Below are 20,566 nucleotides of genomic sequence, written 5' to 3' on the forward strand. Positions count from 1 at the left end.
ACACACCCCTGTGGACGCTCGCGCGAGGGCCGACCGGATCGTCCCCGTTTCGAGGGTGTGAATGACCGCAGCGCCAACGGCCTTCTCGACCACGCGGCTCATCGTGATCCTGGCCGTGGCCGGCTTTGCCAGTACCTTCGCCGGGCGCGCCATCGAGCCCCTCGTCGGCGTCCTCGCCCGCGATCTGCGCAGCGATCCGCATACGGTGGCGCTTCTCTCGACGGCCTTCGCGCTGCCCTACGCCCTGATCCAGCCGATTCTCGGGCCGGTGGGGGATTCGCTGGGCAAGGAACGGGTCATCGCCGTCTGTCTCGGCATCCTCACTTTGGCACTCGCCGGATGCGCGCTCTCGGCGGATCTCACGGTGCTGTTCGGGCTGCGCGTGCTCGCGGGCGCGGCGGCGGGCGGCGTCATCCCGCTGGCGCTGGCTCTCATGGGCGACAGGATCCCGCTGGAGCGCCGACAGGTCGCCATCGGCCGGTTCCTCGTCGCCGTCATCCTGGGACAATTGTCCGGCTCGACCTTCGCCGGGTTGATCGAGGCCGATGTCGGCTGGAAGGGCGTCTTCGCCATCACGGCAGCCATCGCGGCACTCGGCTGCGCGGCGGCGATCCTCGGCTTCGAATGGGCGGCCGGCGCGGCACCCAAGCGCTTCGCGTTGGGCGAGGCGGTGGCGCGCTACCGCACCATCGTCGCCATTCCCCGTGCGCGGGTGCTGTTCGCCGCCGTGTTCATCGAGGCGATCGCGGTGTTCGGCATCTTTCCCCATCTCGCGCCGCTCATCGAGGCACGCGGGGAGGGCGGCCCGCGCGAGGCCGGACTGGCGCTGGCGGGCTTCGCCGCCGGTGGTTTGCTCTACTCGGCCTTCGTCGCCCTCCTCCTGCGTTTCCTCGGGATGCGCCGGATGCTGGTCGGCGGAGGCGCCATCTGCGCCGGCGCCCTCCTCGTCATCGGCAGCGCGGGAAGCTGGCAGGTGGATTGCGCGGCCCTCGTGGCGCTGGGCCTCGGCTTCTACATGCTCCACAACACCTTTCAGGTTCAGGTCACCGAAGTGGCGCCCACGGCCCGCGCCTCGGCCGTCTCCCTCCACGCCTTCTCGTTCTTCTGCGGACAGGCTCTGGGCGTGGCGATCCTCGGCGCGGCGCTTCAAGGCCTCGGCCAGTTCACCGCGCTCGCACTCTGCGCCCTCGTGATCCTGGGTGTCGGCACTCTCACCGGGAAGCTGCTCTCGCGGTAGGATCACGCGCCCGTCGTCGGGGGAGGCCGCCTACGTCTCCGGGAGCCCGGCATACCACTCGGCATAGGTCGTGTTCGCGGCCATGCGGCGGTTCTGGTCGGGGGCGCCGTCCGTCCACCAGACGGGGCCGCGTTCGCCCAGACCGTGCTTGGCGGCGTCGACCGCCGCGCGGGCGCGCTTCATGTCGGCCTCGTCGCCCGAGCGCTTGGCCTCCTTCACCCCGCGCCGGGCATCCATCAGCGCCTTGACCAGATGCTCCCGCTTCACTTCGCTCAAGTTCGGATCGGTGCGCCGCCAGAGCCGTCCCTTGACGACGATGTAGCGGCCGTCGGGGGTATCCAGCGCTGGCATCCGGTCTCCGTTCCCTCATCGACGCCCATCGGCACGGCAACGCGCGGGCGGGTGCCGGCGTGCCGCGTCAGCGGTGCAGGATCGGCGTGCAGACGAAGCGTCCGCTGCCCGGCAGGGGGACGATGGCGACGTCGATGCCGTAGAGGAGGCGCAGGGTCTCGGGCGTGACGGCCTCCTCCGGTCTGCCGAGTGCCAGGAGCCGGCCCTCGTGCAGGAGTGCGACCGTGTCGCAAAGGAAGGCGTGATCCGGGTCGTGGGTCGAGAGAACGATGCCCATGCCGCGTTCCTTGAGGCGCCGCACCTGGTCGAGGACGCGGGCCTGATTGCCGAAATCGAGGCTGGCGGTGGGCTCGTCCATGACGAGGAAGCGGGGTTCTCCCGCCAGCGCCCTGGCGATGAGGACGAGCTGGCGCTCGCCTCCGCTGATCTCCGTGTAACGCCGCTCGGACAGATGCCGGATGCCGAGGATGGCGAGCGCCTCGAGGGCGATCGCCTCGTCCGCCCTGCCGGGGGCGGCGAAGGCACCGAGCCGGCTCGCCCGGCCCATCAGCACCACGTCCTGCACGCGGAACGGAAAGAAGGCGGCATGTGCCTGGGGCACGTAGGCGACGCTGCGCGCGAACCGCGCCCGCGACCAGGTCGTCACATCCTGACCGTCGAGGGTGATCCGCCCGGCTTTCGCGGGGAGCAGGCCGAGGAGGGTCTTGAACAGGGTGGTCTTGCCGCCTCCATTCGGACCCAGAAGGCCGAGCACCTCGCCCGCCTTCAAGGTGAAGCCGATGCCCTCGCCGAGGGTCTTGGCGGCGTAGCCGAAGGCGAGGTTCTGGACCTCCAGGCTCAAGCCCAGCCCCCCTTCGCGGTGGCCAGGAGCCAGAGGAAGAACGGTGCGCCGATGAGCGCGGTGAGGATGCCCAGCGGTACCTCTATGGGCGCGACGGTGCGGGCGACGAGATCCACCGCGAGGAGATAGCCCGCCCCCATCAGCAGGGAGGCCGGCAGCAGGCGGCGGAAGTCCGGGCCGACGATCAGCCGCGCCACGTGCGGGATGATGAGGCCGATCCAGCCGATCACGCCGGTGACCGAGACGGCGGCGGCGGTCACCAGCGTCGCTGCGGCGATGAACAAAGGGCGCAGCGAACGTGTCTCCACACCCAGCGCACGGGCCTCCTCCTCGCCGAGACTCATGAGGTTCATCCGCCAGGCGAACAGAACGAGCGGCAGCAGGCCGAGCACCATGGCCGGCAGAATCGCGCCGACATCGCCGAGGCTGACGGAGGCGAGGCTGCCGAGCAGCCAGAAGGTGATGGCGGGCAGCTGGTTGTAGGGGTCGGCCAGCACCTTCAGCAGTGAGATCGCTGAGCCGAGGACGGCCCCGATGGCGACGCCGGCCAGCACCAGGGTGAGCACCGGATCGTGCCGCCGCACCGCGAGGCCCACCGCATAGACCGCGCCCACGGCGAGCATTCCCCCCGCAAAGGCGAGGAGCTGGATCGCGCCGACGGGGAGCGAGAGGAAGATGCCGAGGACGGCACCGAGGCTCGCGCCGGCCGAGACCCCGAGGATGTCGGGCGAGACCAGGGGGTTGCGAAACAGGCCCTGGTAGGTCGAGCCCGACGCGGCGAGGGCCGCGCCGACGACGAGGCTCGCCGCCACGCGCGGCAGGCGCACCTGCAGCACGACGATCTGCGCGGTCGGATCGATGGAGGAGGATAGCCCAAGCAGCTTCGCCCAGAGGATGTGGGCGACGTCGGTCACGGGTACGGAGTACTTGCCCGTTGCCAGGGAGACGAGAACGAGGAGCAGCAGCGCGAGAAGCGGGAGCACGCCCGCCACGGCGAGGCGCAAGGCAGGCCGGGCGGCGAGGGAGGAGGCTGTCACGGGCGTGCGGCCCCTGCATCCTTCAGCAGGGTTTCCAACTGCGCCGCGTCGAGGTCCACATGGTAGAAGCGCCTGTAGAAATCGCGCGTGATGCCCTCCATCGGCTCGGGGAACAGGTCCGGATACAGCCGGGCCGCGAGCCAGCGCAGGCCGATCAGGCGGTTGATCCCCGGTGGGGAGTCGAACCAGCCGAAGGGCAGGCGCGGTGTCTGGTAGACCCGGCCGGCCCGCACGGCCCGCAGCGTGCTCCAGAGCGGATCGGTGGATATGGCCCTGTGGAAGGCGGGATCGAGGGTGACGATGGCGTCGGGATCCCAGGCAAGAACCTGTTCCGGCGAGATCGTGGTGAGTCCCGCTGCGCCCCCGCCCTCGGCGACGTTGCGGGCACCGGCCAAGTCGAGGATCTCGGTATTGATCGAGCCCGAAACCCCCGTCTCCAATCCGCGTGGCCCGCGAGCGTAGTAGACGCGCGGCCGCCGGTCGGCGGGGACCGAGGCGATCCGGCCCTTCACCTCGGCGATCATCGCCTCCGCATGGGTAGCGAGATCGCCGGCGCGCTCCGGGACGCCGATGAGTTCCCCGAGCTTGGCATAGGTCTCGGACGTGCGGTCGATGGCGCCGTCGAGGAGAATGTACGGAATGCCCGTCTGGGCCTGAACCCGGTCGGCGAGGGAGACATAGGTCGGCGCCGTGCTGCCCACGTCGATGATGAGATCCGGCTTCAGGGTCAGCACGGCCTCGACATTGGCGGTGTTGCCCTTGCCCGTCAGCCGGCCGTAGGCGGGCAGGTCACGCGTCTCCGGCGTCAGGAAGCCGGCCTCGTCGGGGGAGGGGGCGCGGACCCAGCCGATCATGGTCTCTGGGGCCAGGGTGTAGAGCAGGACCGAGGCCGGCGGACCGGCGGCGAGGATGCGGCGCGCACGCTCCGGCACCTCCACCGTTCGCCCGGCCGCATCGACGAACGGGCGGGCAAAAGCCGCATCCACGGAGAGGGCGAGGCCCGCCAGAGTTATCGCGACCGCCACGAGCGCCTGCAAAGCACGGGACGGAACGTGGTTCCGGGCGGTGGCCGGTGGGATGAAGCGAAGGATCATGGCCTGGATCGTATCATGGCGACGGGCGCGGCGCTCCGTGGCGCACGCGCCCGGAACCGAGGCCGCCGTACCCTCTCGTTTGTCATCCGCAGGGGGCTGCTATACAGCCCCGGCCTACCGATCCGCCCGGCGGAGGTGGAGGCTTCGGGACCTGCCGACGTGATGGTCGGCCATCCTCCCGGTCCGTCATGGATCTGTCACCGCCGGCGGCGAGAGACGGTTGGTCGAGACGCCTGATCGAGGCGGCCGAGGAGAGAGCCTGATGAAGATCGCGATGATCGGCGCGGGGTATGTCGGCCTGGTCTCCGGTGCGTGCTTCGCCGATTTCGGCCACACGGTCTGTTGCGTCGACAACGATCCGGCCAAGATCGAAGCGCTCGAGCAGGGGCGCATCCCGATCTTCGAACCGGGCCTCAACACGCTGGTGGCCGACAATGTCCGCCAGAACCGCCTGACCTTCACCACCGACCTGACGAGCGCGGTGGCCGCCGCCGACACGGTGTTCATCGCGGTGGGCACGCCGTCCCGGCGGGGCGACGGCTTCGCCGATCTCTCCTACGTCTATGCGGCGGCGCGCGACATCGCCGCCGCGCTCACCGGCTATACGGTGGTGGTAACCAAATCCACCGTTCCCGTCGGCACCGGCGACGAGGTCGAGCGCATCATCCGCGAAGTGCGGCCCGATGCGGATTTCGCCGTGGTGTCGAACCCCGAATTCCTGCGCGAAGGCGCGGCGATCGGCGATTTCAAGCGGCCCGACCGCATCGTCATCGGGGCCGACGACGCCCGCGCGGCCAACGTGATGAACGAGGTCTACCGCCCGCTCTATCTCAACCAGGCGCCGATCCTCGTCACCGGCCGGCGCACGGCCGAACTGACGAAATACGCCGCCAACGCGTTCCTCGCCACCAAGATCACCTTCATCAACGAGATCGCCGATCTCTGCGAGCAGGTCGGCGCCAATGTGCAGGAGGTCGCCCGCGGCATCGGCCTCGACAACCGCATCGGCTCGAAGTTCCTTCATGCCGGGCCGGGCTATGGCGGCTCCTGCTTCCCGAAGGATACCTTGGCGCTGGTGAAGACCGCCCAGGATTGCGGCACGCCGATCCGGCTGGTGGAGGCGGTGGTCGCCGTCAATGACCAGCGCAAGCGGGCCATGGCGCGCAAGATCGTCACCGCCTGCGGCGGCTCGGTGCGGGGCAAGACCATCGCGCTGCTGGGCCTCACCTTCAAGCCGAATACCGACGACATGCGCGACGCGCCGTCCCTCTCCATCGTCGCTGGCCTGCAGGATGCCGGCGCCCGCATCCGCGCGCACGACCCGGAGGGGATGGAGGGCGCGAAGCACCTGATGCCGGACATCGCCTATGCCGACGACCCCTATTCCTGCGCCGAAGGGGCGGACGCCCTCGTCATCGTCACCGAGTGGAACGCCTTCCGCGCCCTCGACTGGGCGTTGCTCGCCGAGAGCATGGCCGTCCGGGTGGTGGTGGACCTGCGCAACGTCTACCGGGGCGAGGACGTGGCTCGCCACGGCTTCCACTATGTCGGCATCGGCGTTCCGACGCCGGAGGCGTGAGCCTCCCGCGGGATCAGAGGATGAAGTCGCTCGCCTGAAGATCGCCGACGATGGTCTTCAGCAGGATCTGGAAATCCGCCCGCCCGTTCCCGTCGACATCGCCTTCGAGGAAGGTGGAGCTTCCGGACACCCGCATATGCAGGTCCCCGGCTCGGGCGAGGGCGGCATTGCCGATGAAGGTGAAGCTCTGGTCGCCCTCGGCACCGGTCACTGCCTGGATCGCGGAGAGGTCGATCCGGTCCTGGCCCGAAGCAAAATCCGTGATCGTGTCGTAGGTCTTGCCGATGGGGCTGTCCGAGATGGCCTGGAAAGCGAAAGTGTCGTTACCGACGCCGCCCGTGAGCGTATCCTTCCCCGCGCCGCCGACGAGAATGTCGCCGCCTCCACCACCTTTCAGCTTGTTCGCCGCATCGTTGCCGAGGAGCACGTTGTCGAGCGTGTTGCCGGTACCGTTGATGGCTGCGCTCCCCGTCAGGGTCAGGTTCTCGATGAATTGCTTGCCGAGGGAGAACGAGATGGAGGCCTCGACGCGGTCTGTGCCCGCCATCGGCCGCTCGAACACGCGGTCCCCGGCATCGTCGACGATGTAGACGTCGTCGCCACCTTTGCCCGTCAGTGAATCCGCCCCGGCATAGCCGTCGAGGAGATCGGCAGCGTTCGATCCGGTGATGGTGTCGTCCCCGGACAGGATCGCGGCGCGAACGCTCGCGGCATCCTGCTCGCGATAGATGAGGGCCTGCTCGGCCGTGATCTCCAGACCCTGGATCTCCAGCAGCGGAGTGTCGCCGAGATGCAGGGAGATGCCGTTCGTCACGCCGGTGACGGGGTAGGGGCCGGCCTCGTAGGAGAAACCGGACCCGACGATGTCGAAGAAGATGTCCTCGCTCAGCGAGGCGCGAAAACCCGTCTCGACCTGATGGGAAGTGCTGACCTGATCGTCATATGAATAGATGGCGCTCGTATGCGTATCCAAGGGCAGCGAGGATTTGATCGTTACCACGCACGCACTCTCCATCACCGTGTTCGCCCGCTCCCCAAGAGGAGCGGGCGGTGTCGATGATGTGATTGCAACCGAAACCTGAGAAAGGCTTAAGGCCGAGCATCCGCCCTGTGGGCGGAGCCGTCGGACGCCGCAGGATGATGCTGCAGTTCATCCCCAACGGTACGCCGTCTCCGAGCCTTGCCCAGAGCCGGCGTGTCTCACGCCGCCGCGTCGATGGCGGTGGAGGCCCGGCGCACCTTGCGGTCCATGCCGTCGAGGAAGGCGTGGGCGTCTTCCTTGCGCTCGAAGACGTGCGGGGCGAGGCCACGATTGTTCAGCGCTTCTTCCATCTTGAGGCGCAGGAAGGCGCTCGTCGCGTAGCGCGTGGTGGTGAGGTAATAGTTCGCCGACAGGTATTGGATCATGCTGGCGTAATCGTCGTACAGGTTCTCGTTGATGCGGAATCCGTCATGGTTGACCACCGAATTGACCCGCTGGCCGGCCTTCTTGCAGGCATCGACCAGAACCTTGCGCAGGTCGTCGATGTCGCTCTTGATGCGGGCGTGCCAGCCTTCGAGGTTGAGGAAGAGGATGTTGCGCTCGGCGTCGTAGCTGACCCGTTCCGGCAGGTTGAGGTTGAGGAGATCCGAGAGCAACTCCATCGGCTCGTCCCGGAACAGTCGGGCATCCATCTGCGCCGGGTGCTTGATGATCGGCGTGAAGCCCATATGGGGCAGGATATCGCGCTCGATATCGATGCCGGGCGCCACCTCAATGAGTTCGAGCCCTTCGTCGGTGAGCTGGAAGACACAACGCTCGGTGACGTAGATCACCGGCTGCGAGCGCTTCTGTGCGTAGGGGCCGCTGAAGGTGATCTGCTCCACCTGCGGCAGGAACTTCTGCGAGCGCCCCTCGGTGACGATCTTGAGCTTGCCGTCCTCGATCGTGGTCTCCAGGCCGCCCACGGTGAAGGTGCCGGCGAAGACCACGCTCCGCGCGTTCTGGCTGATGTTGATGAAGCCGCCGCAACCGTTGAGCTTGCCGCCGAACGCGCTGGTGTTGACGTTGCCGTGCTGGTCGCACTCGGCCATGCCGAGGCAGGTCATGTCGAGGCCGCCGCCATCGTAGAAGTCGAACATCTGGTTCTGGTCGATGACGCAATCGGCATTCGTCGCCGCGCCGAAGCTCGACCCGGACGCGAGCACGCCGCCCACGGCGCCGGCTTCCGTGGTGAGGGTGATGTAGGGCGTCACCTTCTCCTCGTTGGCCACCGCCGAGATGCCCTCGGGGGCGCCGACGCCGAGATTGACCACGCCGTTCGGCGGCAATTCGAAGGCCGCGCGGCGGGCGATGATCTTGCGGGCGTCGAGCTTCATCTTCTTCATGCCGCTCACCGGCACGCGGATCTGGCCGGCGAGCGCCGCATCGTGCTGCACGCCGTAATTCATGCGGTGCATCTCGGGCTCGGCCAGCACCACGCAATCCACCAGGATGCCCGGCACCCGCACGTCCTTGGGCAGCAGGAAGCCGTCATCGACGATGCGCTCCACCTGCGCGATGACGATGCCGCCATTGTTGCGCGCCGCCATGGCCTGGGCCAGGCAGTCGAGGGTGAGCGCCTCCTTCTCGAAGGAGATGTTGCCGGCCGGGTCCGCCGAGGTACCGCGGATGAAGGCGACGTCGATCTTGGTGGCGGTGTAGAACAGCCACTCCTCGCCATCGACCTCCACGAGCTTGACGATCTCGTCCGTCGTCACCTCGTTCACGCGGGCGCCGCCATGGCGCGGATCGACATAGGTGTGCAGGCCCACTTTGGAGAAGAGGCCGGGCTGGCCGGCGGCGCAGGCGCGGTAGAGCTGCGAGATCACGCCCTGGGGCAGGTTGTAGCCGACGATCTTGTTGTCCTGGGCCGCCTTGGCCACCTTCGGCATGCGGCCGAAATTGGCGGCGATGACGCGCTTCAGCAGGCCCTCATGGTGGAGGCGGCCGGTGCCGAGGCCTTTGCTGTCGCCGGCGCCGGCGGTCATGATCAGGGTGAGGCCGCGCGGGGCGCCCGTGTCGACGAAGCGCTTCTCCAGGGCGGCATGAAGCGCCTCCGGGATGCAGCTCTGGACGAACCCCGTGGTGGTGACGACGTCGTCGTGCCGGATGAGGGCGATCGCCTCCTCGGCCGTGATCACCTTATTTTTCTTCATCGACCGGTCTATCCTCGGAGCGCCTCCCCCGTCCCGTCCCTAACACAAGTGATATCTTGCATAGTGTCGGGAGTGCGGAAGTCTTGTTTGGCGCCCATAGCGTAAAGATACGGTCCAGTTTCCGCAAGGGGCCGGTCTAGGGGTAGTAGCGGTGCGAATGTCTTGTTGCACTGCAGCGGATTGGTTGGTTCTCGCCTCCCGATATCCGGCCTTTCCGGCGGTTCGCGAGGATTCTGCGCAATTGTCCGCTCTTGGTTGAGCGGCACGAAGACTTTTGCGGTGCGGGAACGTCGACAATATTCAACATTCTGCGTTCCACCGCTGCCGAGCGCTCCGTGCCGATCTTCATTTCCAGTGTTCCGACCACGCGGCGAGATCCAGCGCGGTGCGCCGTGGATCGATGGTGTTCATGGCGGGCAGACCTCGTGAAAGTCGTCCATCGGTCTTGCATCCTGGAACCAGCGACGCTCGAAAGGACTGAGCGAGGGACGCGTCGGCTTGCCGGTGCGAGCCTGCTCGGACTGTCGTGTCGTCGAACGCGCGGTGACGCGGGCTCGTCCGGGCGGTCCTTTCGCGCGGCCCTCGATCCCATCAACGGAACCTCGAACCACCATGATCGTCCGTTCGCGTCCAAACCTGATGGCGGTGCTGTTCACGCTTCAGGGCTCGATCCTGCCGAGGGTGGCGCTGAAGGTGAGTTTCATCACCGCGGCTGCCATTGCAGTCGTCGCGGTGGAGCGGGCATGGCCTCATCCCTTCCCGATGAGTGCCGGCATAGGCCCCTTCACGCTGGTCGGGCTGGCGCTCTCGATCTTTCTGAGTTTCCGCAACGGGGCCTGCTACGACCGTTGGTGGGAGGCGCGCAAAGCCTGGGGAACGCTGATCCTCGAAGCGCGCTCCTTTGCCCGCCTCCTGGCCGCGCTCCTGCCCGAGGAGCAGCATCGCGCCCTTCGCGCGCGGACGCTGAGGCGCGTCATGGCCTTCGCCCTCGCCCTGCACGCGCAAATGCGCCGAGGCGACGAGGCCGCGGCCGCCATGCCGTGGCTCCCCGAGGCGGAGGCGGCGGATCTGCACGCCCGGCCCAGTCCGGCCGAGGCGGTGCTCGTCCACCAATTGGCCGATCTCGGGCGGGCCCGGAGCGAGGGCGCCGTCTCCGACATCCTGTTCGGCCTCGTGGAGCAGAAGATCGCCGCCCTCGGCCAGGTTCAGATCGTCTGCGAGCGCATCCAGAGCACACCGCTCCCCTTCGCCTACACCCTGCTCCTGTACCGCACGGCCTGGATCTACTGTCTGCTCCTGCCCTTCGGGCTCGCGGGCACCCTGGGCTGGGTGACGCCGCTCGTGACGGCGCTCGTCGCCTATACCTTCTTCGGCCTCGATGCCCTGGGGGACGAGCTGGAGGATCCCTTCGGCACCGAACCCAACGATTTGCCTCTCGATGCCCTCGTCCGCGTGGTGGAGGGGATCGTCCGCGACGCACTCGGTGAGCCCGCGCCGCCGCCCCTCGCGCCGGAGGGTTTCCTCCTGCGCTGAGGCGATGGTCGGGGCGATCCGCTCAGTATTCCCAGAAGATCCGCTGCAGCTCCTTGGTGTCCTGCGTCTTGGTCAGGGCGACGGCGGCGAGGATCTTGGCCTTCTGCGGGTTGAGGTCGTGGGCGACGACCCAATCGTACTTGTCGTCCGGCTGCTCGGCATTGCGCAGGACGAAGCCGTCGCCGACGCGGGACGAACGGATGATCTGCACCCCCTTCGAGCGGATGTCCTTCAGGGTGTCGACGAGGTAGCCGGCCACCGAGCCGTTGCCGGTGCCGGCATGGATGATGGCCTTCGCGCCGCCGGCCACGGCCGAGGTGTAGGGTTCGGGGTGCATGTTGCCCGAGCCGTAGACGATGGCGACGTCCGGCAGGGAGTCGATCGTCTCGATGTCGAACTCGGAGGTCGTGCCGTGGCGCTTCACCGGCGCGCGGAACCAGTAGGTCTTGCCCTCCACCACCATGCCGAGCGGCCCCCACTGGCTGAAAAAGGCGGAGGGCTTGATGTTCACGCGCTTGGTGCTGTCGCGTCCGGCCTGGATCTCGTCGTTCATGGTGAGGAGCACGCCCTTGGCGCGGGAATCCTTCGCGCCGGCGACCACCACGGCGTCGAGGAGATTGAGGGCGCCGTCCGCCGAGATCGCGGTGGAGGGGCGCATGGAAGCGACCATGACGATGGGCTTGTCGGTCTTCACGACGAGGTCGAGGAAATAGGCGGTCTCCTCCACGGTGTCGGTGCCATGGGTGATGACCACCCCATCGACGTCGTCGCGTTTGACCAGGGCCGAGACCTGCTTGGCGAGCTGGATCAACTGGGCGTTGGTGAAGCTCTCCGACGCGATCTGGAAGGCCTGCTCTCCGCGCACCTCGGCGATCTGGGCGATGGCGGGCACGGCGGCGATGAGCTTGTCCACCGGGACCTTGGCCGCCTGGTAGGTGGCGCTGTTGGCGGCATCCGCACCGGCGCCGGCGATGGTGCCGCCGGTGGCCACGATGACGACACGGGGCTTGGCTGCCGCCGCCGGCGCCGTGGCCTCACCCGGTTTGGCCGGAGCCGGGCCTTCGAGCGCCGAACCCGAGACCGGTGCCAGGGGCAGGCCGAGGCCGAAGGCCAGGGCGATGGCCATCGGAAGAGCGCGGGAGCGGGAGGCTGAAGGGGCGAGCTGCATCGTGGTATCCTGTCACGGGCTTGATCCCCGCATTGTGGCCGCTCCCTCCGCCGAGGCACAGGCCAAAAAGGGGGCGGTCACAGGCTGTTCGTGCATCAATCCGCCCCGTTCGTAACAGCGAGGGTGCGCTTGGGCCGGCTGCGTCGCGCGGCTCGCGCGATCGCGTGGCATCCCGTCCATGGCCGCCATCGGGTATGGATGCGGCCTGTGGTCCGGTAAATGCTTGCAATCGGAACGAAATGACGAGACTTTCGGACGTTGGCAGCCCCTCGTCCGGCTCCGCGTCCGATGCCCCGGGCGCGGAGCCGGACGCGAGGAACCGAGGTCGCCGGTCGTGCGTCGTCTCGTCTGGATCTGGGGATCGATCGCGTGGTGTATATGGTCGATGCTCCAGAGCAGCAGGTGAGTTCCACCACGGACCCGCTGCTGCTCGACAATCAGCTCTGCTACGCGCTCTACGCCGCCGCGCATCGGATCACCCGGTCGTACCGGCCCATGCTGGAGCGGATGGGGCTGACCTATCCGCAATATCTGGTTCTCCTCGTCCTGTGGGAGACCGATGGCGTGACGGTGTCGGATATCGGTCGCCGTCTGAGGCTCGATTCCGGCACGCTGACGCCGGTTCTGAAACGGCTCGAGACGGCCGGTTTCCTGATCCGCAACCGACGGCGGAGTGACGAGCGCGAGGTCGAGATCCAACTGACCGAGCATGGCCGTGACCTTCGCGCCGAGGCCCGCCTCGTGCGGGAATCCGTGATGTGCCAGCTCAACATGTCGGAGCCGGAGGTCCAGGCCATGCGTGCCGACCTCAATGCCCTGATCGAGAACCTCAGCGCCGCCGGCTGAACACCGCCTTGCATCGCCGTGCCGAGGGTCATTCCGCCGGTGCCGGCTGAGTTCGCGGTGTCACACGCGTGTCGTAGGAACGCGGATTTTCTACGCTGGAGGCACGGGAAGCCGTTTTAGTTTGCCGGATAAATTTTGCCTTGAGGGCAATCTTCTTTTTCCGGTAGAGCCAACCCGTGTCCGACACGTCCAAGCCAGCCTCGGCTGTTCCACACCTGCGGGCCCGTCCTAGCGGGACAGACAAGGGGCTTCCGATGATCCGGAGTTCGATGGTCTTCGTACCGATCGCTCATGCTGCGAAAGCGCCCGTCTCGTCGCGGATGCGTACAGTGCCCCGTCACGAGCCTCACTGTCGGCCTCGGCCCGTCGAACCCGGACGGCGGCTGGGCGTTCACCTGCCATGAGTTCAATCCAATTGGAGAGTGAGGCGGAGCCTCGACGCCAAGTCGGTGCCTTGCCGTTCCGGCGCCTTCCGGATGGCGGGTTCAAGATCCTCCTCATCACCTCACGCGAGAGCCGCCGGTGGGTGATCCCGAAAGGCTGGCCGATGAAGGGCCGCAAGCCGTTCGAGGCCGCCGCCCGGGAAGCCTATGAGGAGGCCGGTCTCCTGGGCGAGATCGGCAAGAGGCCGCTCGGCTTCTATCTCTACGAGAAACGCCTGAAGAGCCGCGATTTCGTCCTCTGCCAGGTCAAGGTGTTCCCCCTGGAAGTGCGCAAGCAGCTCAAGCACTGGCCGGAGCGGAACGAGCGCGAGGACCGCTGGTTCTCTCCCTCCGACGCGGCGGAAGCCGTCGCCGAATCCGGTCTGGCGGGCATCATACGAGCCGCCTGCAAGAGGGAAACCGGGCTGCTCGTTTCAAACGGATTGCTCAAAGGTGGCGAGAAGTGATTGCCAAGCCGCGTTTGATCCGCTAACTCCCCGCTCGTCCCGACACGTCGCGACGATCGGCTGCTGTAGCTCAGTGGTAGAGCACCTCATTGGTAATGAGGAGGTCGACAGTTCAATCCTGTCCAGCAGCACCATTTTCTCTGATCACATCATTGATTTGTCTGATGGTGTCCCGATGGTCACGGGACGTGTCGGTCGAGTGCTCAGACATGGCTGGGCACCTTCCTTTCCTTCCCATTTTAGATTCACCCGTATCGCCATGAGGCGGATGTGGTGGCGATTGCCTTGACGCTGTCGCGGCCGAGGCGATAGGGCTACGCCCCGTCTCGGCAGCCGGCCTGCGAAACCAAGGCTCGAGCGCGGGGCACACGTGTGCGGCGGTGTCGCCGATTTCTCGGCATGGCGGCGTCCGACACGGGAGCGGCAGCGCGAACGGTCGGGGAAGCGATCCGCGGCGCGGCGCCCCAGATCGATCGAGAGGGTTTCATCGTGAGCTTTGAGCCGGACCACAAGGCATTGGCGATTCCCGGCCCCGACGTTTCCGACGAGCGACCTTCGGCGGACGCGGAGTCCATCATCGCAGCCCTGGAGAAGGCGGCCGTTTCAGCCTCCGAGTCCCCACCGTCGCTCAAGATGGTGGATATGGCCAAGCGTCTCGTCGTCGAGCTGCGGGTAGCCTGTCGGGGGCGACCCGACGCCAGGCCGATGATCCTGCGCGGCCGCGCCGCCCTCAAGAAGGTTGAGGCTGCGTACCGGCCCGACGGGGCGGATGTGACCGAGGATGCGGTCTCCGCCGACGAGCGCCGCGCCGCGAAGGCCGAGGCGGCCCGCCGTCGCGTAGCCGAGCGCGAGGAGGTGTTCGCGCAGAATGCCGACCGCATGCGCAAGATCGTGGGTGCGTTGACGGCCGCCGCGAAGACCGAGGATCCAGGCCGCTTCACGGTCCAGGCCGGCCTGTGTCAGCAGATATGGGACGAGATCGGCCCCGCGGGCCCGGAAGGGCCCGCCCTGCTCAAAGCCTATCGCAAGGCGACGGCGTTGTTCTGGGCCAAGGCCGGTGTGCCCGAGCCCGGCAAGGCCGAAGACGCGTGACGGTCTCCGGCCCCGGCCGGCTTCGAATGTGCCGTGCCCCGGGACGCAGACGAGACGTCCCGGGGCTTCGTGGCTACGTACGGCGGATCAGGGTACCCGCGCCGTGGTCGGTGAAGAGCTCGAGCAACACCGCGTGGCTGACCTTGCCGTCGAGGATGACCACGGCCTCGACACCCTGTTCCAGCGCGTAGATGCAGGTCTCGATCTTCGGGATCATCCCGCCCGTGATGGTGCCGTCGGCGATGAGGCGGCGGCAATCCTCGAGGGTCAGGTCGGTGATCAGCTTCTTGTCCTTGTCGAGCACGCCCGGCACGTCGGTGAGCAGCAACAGGCGTTTGGCCCGCAGCGCCCCGGCGATCGCTCCGGCGAACGTATCGGCATTGACGTTGTAGGTCTGGCCGTCCGCCCCGAACGCGACCGGGGCGAGGACCGGAATCAACTCGGCTTTCAGCACCGCATCGAGGACGCCGCGTTCCACGTGCTCGGGCTCGCCCACGAGGCCGAGATCGATCTCCTGCTCGGTCTGGCTCTCCGGGTCGAGGACGGTACGCGTCGCCTTGCGGGCGCGGACCATGTTGCCGTCCTTGCCGCAGAGACCGATGGCGCGGCCGCCCTCGGCCGAGATCCAGCCGACGATCTGTTTGTTGATCGAGCCGGCGAGCACCATCTCGACCACCTCTACGGTGGCCTCGTCGGTGACGCGCAGGCCGCCCCGGAATTCGGATTCGATCCCGAGTCGGCCGAGCATCCGTCCGATCTGCGGGCCGCCGCCATGGACGACGATGGGCTTCAGGCCGGATTGCTCGAGGAGGACGATGTCCTCGGCGAAATCCTCCGCCGCCGCGCGGTCGCCCATGGCGTGGCCGCCATACTTGATGACGACGATTTCCTGGTCGTAGCGCTGCATGTGTGGGAGCGCCTGGACCAGGACTTCCGCGCGGACATGCACGTTCGGGAGGGCGTCTTTTGCCAGAGATTCTTTCATCGTGAGGCACTGTCCTCGCTACGGCGCCGGATCGGGATGCGCGACGACGCGCTTCTAGCGCAGCGATGTCGCACTGCGAAGCGCCATAGCCGCCAAAGCTCGGAAAAATGGTCCCGTTGTGAAAGGCGGATCGGTGGTGAGAACGGTCGGCACCAAGGGGGAGGGTATAACCATGCGTTAACCATGTCCTGTGATCCTTTGGACGATTGCACAGGACGCTTCCTCCGATGCTCGCCGCGGATCCCACCCTCGCCCGTCCGACCCTCACCGGCCTTCGGAATCTGACTGCCGCCCTCGCCCAGATCGGGAAGGACACCGCCTCTCCCGCAGAAGTCTGGCGCAGACTGACCGACAGCTACGTCGTCGATCTCGATGCCGTCGCCAGCATCCTGCCCCGCGCCGAGCCCGAGCCGACCTGGCTCGTGCCCCGTAACGAGGATCGCCTCGTCACCGGCCGATCGCGGGCCGGCAAGGTGTCGCTTCGCGCGTGAATCCGAAGTCTTCGCGCCGCGCATGAGAGCCATGTCCGGCCCGGATCGAGGCTACCTTACGACAGGTTTGGCATCTGTCATGCTAGACCAAGTCCAATGAAAAACGACGAGGAACGCTCAGGCAACAATCACGCGGCCGCTCGACGCCTGAGCAACACCGCGGACCTTATTCGCCGAACCGAAAAAGGGGTCCGTCATGTCCGAATTGTTAGCCGTCGCCCTCGTTTGCTCCAGCATGATCGCGGTGCAGGATTGCTCCCGCACCACCGCCCTCGACGTCATCGTGTCTCCCGCGCACACGCCGATGGAATGCATGATCCATGGCCAGACCATGGCTGCTTCCACTTGGAGCGATGATGGTGAGAAGCGCTACGTGAGGGTGACCTGCGAGCGCCGCCATGCCGATCTTCGCGGCCTGCGCCGGGCGGGCTACGCCGCAGCTATCGTCCTCGTCCCGCGTCACGCGATCTGAGCGATCCCGCATCGGGGAACGCGACGGACGATCAGGGCCCGCAGGCCTCGCGACTCTCCGAGGCAGGTTTCGCAGACGTGGCCGCCGCGCTTCTGCGATACAAACCTGTTTAGCGCCTCACGCCTCGATCCGGAGCGTCTCGCCCCGTTCGAGGCGGCCCCCATGGAGCACCTCCGCGTAGACCCCGCAATCGGCATGGCCGAGACGCGTGGAGAGCGTCCGGGGGATCGCGAGGTCACGGATGCCGGTCGCCGGATCGACATTCGTCGCCGCACAGCGCTCCGTCCGCTTCGAGATCCGCAGGCGCACGCCTCCCGCCGTGGCGAGAATGCGCCCGACGAGGTCGAGTTCGGCGAAGGGGGGAAGGCCGGTGAGGTGAAGGTTCGCGCGGAAGCGCAACGGATCGACGGGCGCGCCCACCATGTCCTGCGTCGCCGCGACGCTGGCGAGGTTGAGGAGCGAGACGAAGCCGCGTGCTGAATCGGTGAAGCGGAAGCCGTCCGGTGCGGCGAGCAGCCTCGGCGGCCCGCGCAGGGAGTCCGCGAATTCGGCACGGAAGAACGCTTCCACCGCCTCGCGCCCTTCCGGCGTCGAGAGGTCGGCCTCGACCACGAGGCCGTCGCCCTGGCGGATCGTCAGCACCGACGTTTCGTCGTCGTAGCGCGTAATGAGGCGGGCCAGGGCCTCGTTGCGCATCAGCATCAGGAACTTGATCTTGGGCTGATGCTTCGGCGCGGCCGGATCGAAGCCGGACGGCCCGTTCTCGATGGCGAACAGCCGGTCGCCCGGAAAATAGCGTCCCGCTTCCAGCGTCACTTGCTCCAGCTCCTCGGGCGAGAGCCCCTTCACGGGGTAGCGGTGGAGCGCTTCGAGGCGCAGTTCGGGAAGGCTGGTCGGCGTCGCGGTCATGCCGTCAGCCTCGCCCGAAGCCATACTCGCACGCAAGTCCGTGATCGGGTCTTGTGGTGCTCATTTGCAACACTACATCGTGAGCAATCGGCGGCCCTCGCGGCGCCGAGGCTTCCCGGACCATCCGGTCGGGAAGCGACGTCTCGACGGGGCCGCGCCGCTTGGCGGGCGGTGGATCGTCGGCACGGGGGAGAGGACAGACATGAATTTCGAGATCTATACCGAACGCGCCCGCGGCTTCGTCCAGGCCGCGCAATCCCTGGCCCTTCGCGAAGGCCATCCGCAATTGCAGCCCGGCCACTTGCTCAAGGTGCTCCTGGACGATCCAGAGGGGCTCTGCGCCGGTTTGATCGACCGCGCCGGCGGGCAGTCCCGCGTGGCCCTCGCCCAGGTCGAGCAATGGCTGGCCAAGCAGCCCAAGGTCTCCGGCAACTCGGCGCAGCCCCAGGCGACGCGCGAACTCGTGCGCCTGTTTGACACCGCCGAGAAGGCCGCCCAGAAGGCGGGCGATTCCTACGTCACCGTGGAGCGCCTGCTGCTCGCCCTCGCCGTGGAGAAGGACACCGAGTCCGGCCGTGCGCTCGCCGCCGCCGGCGTCACCGCCGCGTCGCTGAACGCCGCCATCAACGCGCTCCGCAAGGGCCGTACGGCCGACAACGCCACGGCCGAGAACGCCTACGACGCCCTGAAGAAATACGCCCGCGACCTCACCGAGGCCGCCCGGGAGGGCAAGCTCGACCCGGTGATCGGCCGTGACGAGGAGATCCGCCGCACCATCCAGGTCCTGTCCCGGCGCACCAAGAACAACCCGGTGCTGATCGGCGAACCCGGCGTCGGCAAGACCGCCATCGTCGAGGGGCTGGCCTTGCGCATCGTCGATGGCGACGTGCCGGAGAGCCTGAAGGACAAGAGTCTGCTGGCCCTCGACATGGGCGCGCTGATCGCCGGCGCAAAGTATCGCGGCGAGTTCGAGGAGCGGCTGAAGGGCGTGCTGTCGGAAGTCACTTCGGCCGCCGGCGGCATCATCCTGTTCATCGACGAGATGCACACGCTCGTAGGGGCCGGCAAGGCGGACGGGGCGATGGACGCTTCCAACCTGCTCAAGCCCGCTCTGGCGCGCGGCGAGCTGCATTGCGTCGGCGCGACCACCATCGACGAATACCGCAAGCACGTGGAGAAGGACGCGGCCCTCGCTCGCCGCTTCCAGCCCGTCTTCGTGTCCGAGCCCACCGTCGAGGACACGGTCTCGATCCTGCGCGGCATCAAGGAGAAGTACGAGCAGCACCACGGCGTCCGTATTCAGGACGCCGCCCTCGTGGCGGCCGCGACCCTGTCGAACCGCTACATCACCGACCGCTTCCTGCCGGACAAGGCCATCGACCTGATGGACGAGGCCGGCTCGCGCCTGCGCATGCAGGTCGATTCGAAGCCGGAGGAGCTCGACAACATCGACCGCGAGGTGGTGCGCCTCAAGATCGAGGGCGAGGCCCTGAAGAAGGAGACCGATTCCGCCTCCCGCGACCGTCTGGTGCGGCTGGAGAAGGAACTGGCCGATCTCGAAGAGCAGTCGGCCGCGATTACCTCCCGCTGGAAGGCCGAGAAGGACAAGTTGGGTGCCGCAGCCGAACTCAAGAAGAAGCTCGACGAGGCGCGCAACGAACTCGCCTCGGCCCAGCGCCAGGGCCAGTACCAGCGCGCGGGCGAACTCGCCTACGGCGTGATCCCTGGGTTGGAGCGGGAGCTCGCCGAGAACGAGGCGGCCGCCGAAACCGCCGTCGCCCGCGACGGTATGGTGGAGGAGGCGGTGACGCCGGCCCATATCGCCGGTGTCGTCTCGCGCTGGACCGGCGTGCCCGTGGACAAGATGCTGGAAGGCGAGCGCGAGAAGCTGCTCGCCATGGAAGCGGCGCTCGGGCAGCGTGTCGTCGGCCAGCGCGAAGCCGTGGAAGCCGTGGCCACCGCCGTGCGGCGTGCCCGTGCCGGCCTGCAGGACCCGAACCGGCCGATCGGCTCGTTCATGTTCCTCGGGCCGACGGGCGTCGGCAAGACCGAGCTGACCAAGGCGCTCGCCGGGTTCCTGTTCGACGACGACACCGCCCTCGTGCGGATCGACATGTCGGAATACATGGAGAAGCACTCCGTGGCCCGGCTCATCGGCGCGCCTCCGGGCTATGTCGGCTACGAGGAGGGCGGAGCGCTCACGGAAGCCGTGCGGCGCCGGCCCTATCAGGTCGTGCTGTTCGACGAGATCGAGAAGGCGCATCCGGACGTGTTCAACGTCCTGCTGCAGGTTCTCGATGACGGGCGACTCACGGACGGGCAGGGGCGGACGGTGGATTTTCGCAATACGCTCCTGATCATGACCTCGAATCTCGGCTCCGAATATCTGGTGGCGCAGACGGAGGGGCAGGAGACGGACGAGGTCCGCGAGGAGGTGATGGGCGTGGTCCGCCATCACTTCAGGCCGGAATTCCTCAACCGGATCGACGAGATCATCCTGTTCCACCGTCTCCGGCGGTCGGAGATGGGGGCGATCGTCGATATCCAGCTCAAGCGGCTGCAGACCCTCCTCGACGAGCGCAAGATCGCCCTCGACGTGGAGCCCAATGCCCGCGACTGGCTCGCCGACAAGGGCTACGACCCGGCCTACGGGGCGCGTCCGCTCAAGCGCGTGATCCAGAAGGCGGTGCAGGATCGGCTGGCCGAGCAGCTGCTCGCGGGCCGCATCCATGACGGCGAGGCGGTGCCGGTCCGGCTCGGTCCGTCCGGCCTGATGATCGGCGACGATCCCGGCCTGCCGGAGCGGCGCCCGGCGAGCGTCACGCTGAACTGAGGCGCGGCCTGTCTCACGGCCCCGGCGGGATC

The 20,566-nt window shown here is 67.5% G+C and carries 18 protein-coding genes and 1 tRNA gene; 10 read left to right on the forward strand and 9 right to left on the reverse strand.

The annotated features are described in order from the left end of the window. Positions 1–61 precede the first annotated feature (61 nt). On the forward strand, positions 62–1,237 hold the full coding sequence (locus ASF34_RS12610) for an MFS transporter (RefSeq protein ID WP_056161453.1): 1,176 nt from the start codon (positions 62–64) through the stop codon (positions 1,235–1,237). Between the two features lie 30 nt (positions 1,238–1,267). Here the strand turns inward: ASF34_RS12610 and ASF34_RS12615 are convergent, their stop codons facing one another. The 4 genes from ASF34_RS12615 to ASF34_RS12630 all read right to left on the reverse strand — a co-directional run bounded on the left by ASF34_RS12615 (position 1,268) and on the right by ASF34_RS12630 (position 4,560). Beyond that, positions 1,268–1,588, reverse strand: a complete 321-nt coding sequence (locus ASF34_RS12615) for a hypothetical protein (protein WP_056161455.1) — start codon at positions 1,586–1,588, stop codon at positions 1,268–1,270. 67 nt (positions 1,589–1,655) lie between these two features. Next, positions 1,656–2,429 (reverse strand): ABC transporter ATP-binding protein, encoded by a 774-nt coding sequence (locus ASF34_RS12620; protein WP_056161456.1) that lies wholly within the window; start codon positions 2,427–2,429, stop codon positions 1,656–1,658. Next, complete coding sequence (locus ASF34_RS12625; RefSeq protein WP_056161459.1) at positions 2,426–3,466, reverse strand: FecCD family ABC transporter permease; 1,041 nt, start codon at positions 3,464–3,466, stop codon at positions 2,426–2,428. Before ASF34_RS12625 ends, ASF34_RS12620 begins: the two co-directional genes overlap by 4 nt. Then, on the reverse strand, positions 3,463–4,560 hold the full coding sequence (locus ASF34_RS12630; protein WP_056161461.1) for an iron ABC transporter substrate-binding protein: 1,098 nt from the start codon (positions 4,558–4,560) through the stop codon (positions 3,463–3,465). The genes ASF34_RS12625 and ASF34_RS12630 overlap by 4 nt, the downstream gene beginning before the upstream one ends. A 262-nt stretch (positions 4,561–4,822) precedes the next feature. On the opposite strand from ASF34_RS12630, the gene ASF34_RS12635 reads away from it, so the two are divergent. Further along, entirely contained in the window at positions 4,823–6,139 is a 1,317-nt protein-coding gene (locus ASF34_RS12635; RefSeq protein WP_056161462.1) for a UDP-glucose dehydrogenase family protein, read from the forward strand. Between the two features lie 13 nt (positions 6,140–6,152). On the opposite strand, the gene ASF34_RS12640 is transcribed toward ASF34_RS12635, so the two are convergent. Together ASF34_RS12640 and ASF34_RS12645 are read right to left on the reverse strand one after the other, a co-directional pair. Further along, positions 6,153–7,139 carry a M10 family metallopeptidase C-terminal domain-containing protein gene (locus tag ASF34_RS12640; RefSeq protein ID WP_244478983.1) on the reverse strand — a complete coding sequence of 329 codons (987 nt, stop codon included), beginning with the start codon at positions 7,137–7,139 and terminating at the stop codon, positions 6,153–6,155. Positions 7,140–7,339: 200 nt separating this feature from the next. Further along, the gene (locus tag ASF34_RS12645) at positions 7,340–9,316 is read right to left on the reverse strand and encodes an acyl CoA:acetate/3-ketoacid CoA transferase (protein WP_056161468.1); all 1,977 of its coding nucleotides are present in this window, start codon (positions 9,314–9,316) and stop codon (positions 7,340–7,342) included. Between the two features lie 612 nt (positions 9,317–9,928). Between ASF34_RS12645 and ASF34_RS12650 the strand changes: the two genes are divergently transcribed. Beyond that, the gene (locus tag ASF34_RS12650; RefSeq protein WP_056161469.1) at positions 9,929–10,849 is read left to right on the forward strand and encodes a bestrophin family protein; all 921 of its coding nucleotides are present in this window, start codon (positions 9,929–9,931) and stop codon (positions 10,847–10,849) included. A gap of 22 nt (positions 10,850–10,871) precedes the next feature. Here the strand turns inward: ASF34_RS12650 and ASF34_RS12655 are convergent, their stop codons facing one another. Further along, positions 10,872–12,017, reverse strand: coding sequence for a type II asparaginase (locus ASF34_RS12655; RefSeq protein ID WP_147831858.1), 1,146 nt, complete (start codon positions 12,015–12,017; stop codon positions 10,872–10,874). Positions 12,018–12,395: 378 nt separating this feature from the next. Between ASF34_RS12655 and ASF34_RS12660 the strand changes: the two genes are divergently transcribed. From ASF34_RS12660 to ASF34_RS12675, 4 genes are all read left to right on the forward strand, one after another. After that, positions 12,396–12,863 carry a MarR family winged helix-turn-helix transcriptional regulator gene (locus ASF34_RS12660; protein WP_018045326.1) on the forward strand — a complete coding sequence of 156 codons (468 nt, stop codon included), beginning with the start codon at positions 12,396–12,398 and terminating at the stop codon, positions 12,861–12,863. Positions 12,864–13,263: 400 nt separating this feature from the next. Further along, the gene (locus tag ASF34_RS12665) at positions 13,264–13,752 is read left to right on the forward strand and encodes an NUDIX hydrolase (protein ID WP_043764370.1); all 489 of its coding nucleotides are present in this window, start codon (positions 13,264–13,266) and stop codon (positions 13,750–13,752) included. Between the two features lie 59 nt (positions 13,753–13,811). Further along, a tRNA-Thr gene (locus ASF34_RS12670) sits at positions 13,812–13,886 on the forward strand. Between the two features lie 265 nt (positions 13,887–14,151). After that, a complete protein-coding gene (locus tag ASF34_RS12675) occupies positions 14,152–14,844 on the forward strand; it encodes a hypothetical protein (RefSeq protein WP_244478984.1) in 693 nt (230 codons plus the stop codon). Positions 14,845–14,917: 73 nt separating this feature from the next. Here ASF34_RS12675 and argB read toward each other — a convergent pair whose 3' ends face one another. Continuing rightward, entirely contained in the window at positions 14,918–15,829 is a 912-nt protein-coding gene (gene argB, locus ASF34_RS12680; RefSeq protein ID WP_018045323.1) for an acetylglutamate kinase, read from the reverse strand. Positions 15,830–16,056: 227 nt separating this feature from the next. Here argB and ASF34_RS12685 point away from each other — a divergent pair, with 227 nt between their 5' ends. After that, on the forward strand, positions 16,057–16,320 hold the full coding sequence (locus ASF34_RS12685; protein WP_018045322.1) for a hypothetical protein: 264 nt from the start codon (positions 16,057–16,059) through the stop codon (positions 16,318–16,320). 196 nt (positions 16,321–16,516) lie between these two features. Continuing rightward, positions 16,517–16,792: a hypothetical protein gene (locus tag ASF34_RS12690; protein ID WP_018045321.1), complete on the forward strand. Its 276-nt coding sequence runs from the start codon at positions 16,517–16,519 to the stop codon at positions 16,790–16,792. Between the two features lie 117 nt (positions 16,793–16,909). On the opposite strand, the gene ASF34_RS12695 is transcribed toward ASF34_RS12690, so the two are convergent. Next, positions 16,910–17,701 (reverse strand): MOSC domain-containing protein, encoded by a 792-nt coding sequence (locus tag ASF34_RS12695; protein ID WP_056162038.1) that lies wholly within the window; start codon positions 17,699–17,701, stop codon positions 16,910–16,912. Positions 17,702–17,903: 202 nt separating this feature from the next. Between ASF34_RS12695 and clpB the strand changes: the two genes are divergently transcribed. Continuing rightward, a complete protein-coding gene (gene clpB, locus ASF34_RS12700) occupies positions 17,904–20,534 on the forward strand; it encodes an ATP-dependent chaperone ClpB (RefSeq protein WP_056161471.1) in 2,631 nt (876 codons plus the stop codon). Positions 20,535–20,566: the final 32 nt, after the last annotated feature.

Origin of the sequence: Methylobacterium sp. Leaf106, assembly GCF_001422895.1 — a bacterium.
GTDB classification, from domain to species: Bacteria; Pseudomonadota; Alphaproteobacteria; order Rhizobiales; family Beijerinckiaceae; genus Methylobacterium; species Methylobacterium bullatum.

What these genes read in the sequence shown, in the direction of transcription:
- ASF34_RS12610 (WP_056161453.1), top strand. Translation starts at nt 62, where the DNA reads ATGACCGCAGCGCCAACGGCCTTCTCGACCACGCGGCTCATCGTGATC.
- ASF34_RS12615 (WP_056161455.1), bottom strand. Translation starts at nt 1,588, where the DNA reads ATGCCAGCGCTGGATACCCCCGACGGCCGCTACATCGTCGTCAAGGGA.
- ASF34_RS12630 (WP_056161461.1), bottom strand. Translation starts at nt 4,560, where the DNA reads ATGATCCTTCGCTTCATCCCACCGGCCACCGCCCGGAACCACGTTCCG.
- ASF34_RS12635 (WP_056161462.1), top strand. Translation starts at nt 4,823, where the DNA reads ATGAAGATCGCGATGATCGGCGCGGGGTATGTCGGCCTGGTCTCCGGT.
- ASF34_RS12645 (WP_056161468.1), bottom strand. Translation starts at nt 9,316, where the DNA reads ATGAAGAAAAATAAGGTGATCACGGCCGAGGAGGCGATCGCCCTCATC.
- ASF34_RS12650 (WP_056161469.1), top strand. Translation starts at nt 9,929, where the DNA reads ATGATCGTCCGTTCGCGTCCAAACCTGATGGCGGTGCTGTTCACGCTT.
- ASF34_RS12655 (WP_147831858.1), bottom strand. Translation starts at nt 12,017, where the DNA reads ATGCAGCTCGCCCCTTCAGCCTCCCGCTCCCGCGCTCTTCCGATGGCC.
- ASF34_RS12660 (WP_018045326.1), top strand. Translation starts at nt 12,396, where the DNA reads ATGGTCGATGCTCCAGAGCAGCAGGTGAGTTCCACCACGGACCCGCTG.
- ASF34_RS12665 (WP_043764370.1), top strand. Translation starts at nt 13,264, where the DNA reads ATGAGTTCAATCCAATTGGAGAGTGAGGCGGAGCCTCGACGCCAAGTC.
- ASF34_RS12675 (WP_244478984.1), top strand. Translation starts at nt 14,152, where the DNA reads ATGGCGGCGTCCGACACGGGAGCGGCAGCGCGAACGGTCGGGGAAGCG.
- argB (WP_018045323.1), bottom strand. Translation starts at nt 15,829, where the DNA reads ATGAAAGAATCTCTGGCAAAAGACGCCCTCCCGAACGTGCATGTCCGC.
- ASF34_RS12685 (WP_018045322.1), top strand. Translation starts at nt 16,057, where the DNA reads ATGCTCGCCGCGGATCCCACCCTCGCCCGTCCGACCCTCACCGGCCTT.
- ASF34_RS12690 (WP_018045321.1), top strand. Translation starts at nt 16,517, where the DNA reads ATGTCCGAATTGTTAGCCGTCGCCCTCGTTTGCTCCAGCATGATCGCG.
- ASF34_RS12695 (WP_056162038.1), bottom strand. Translation starts at nt 17,701, where the DNA reads ATGACCGCGACGCCGACCAGCCTTCCCGAACTGCGCCTCGAAGCGCTC.
- clpB (WP_056161471.1), top strand. Translation starts at nt 17,904, where the DNA reads ATGAATTTCGAGATCTATACCGAACGCGCCCGCGGCTTCGTCCAGGCC.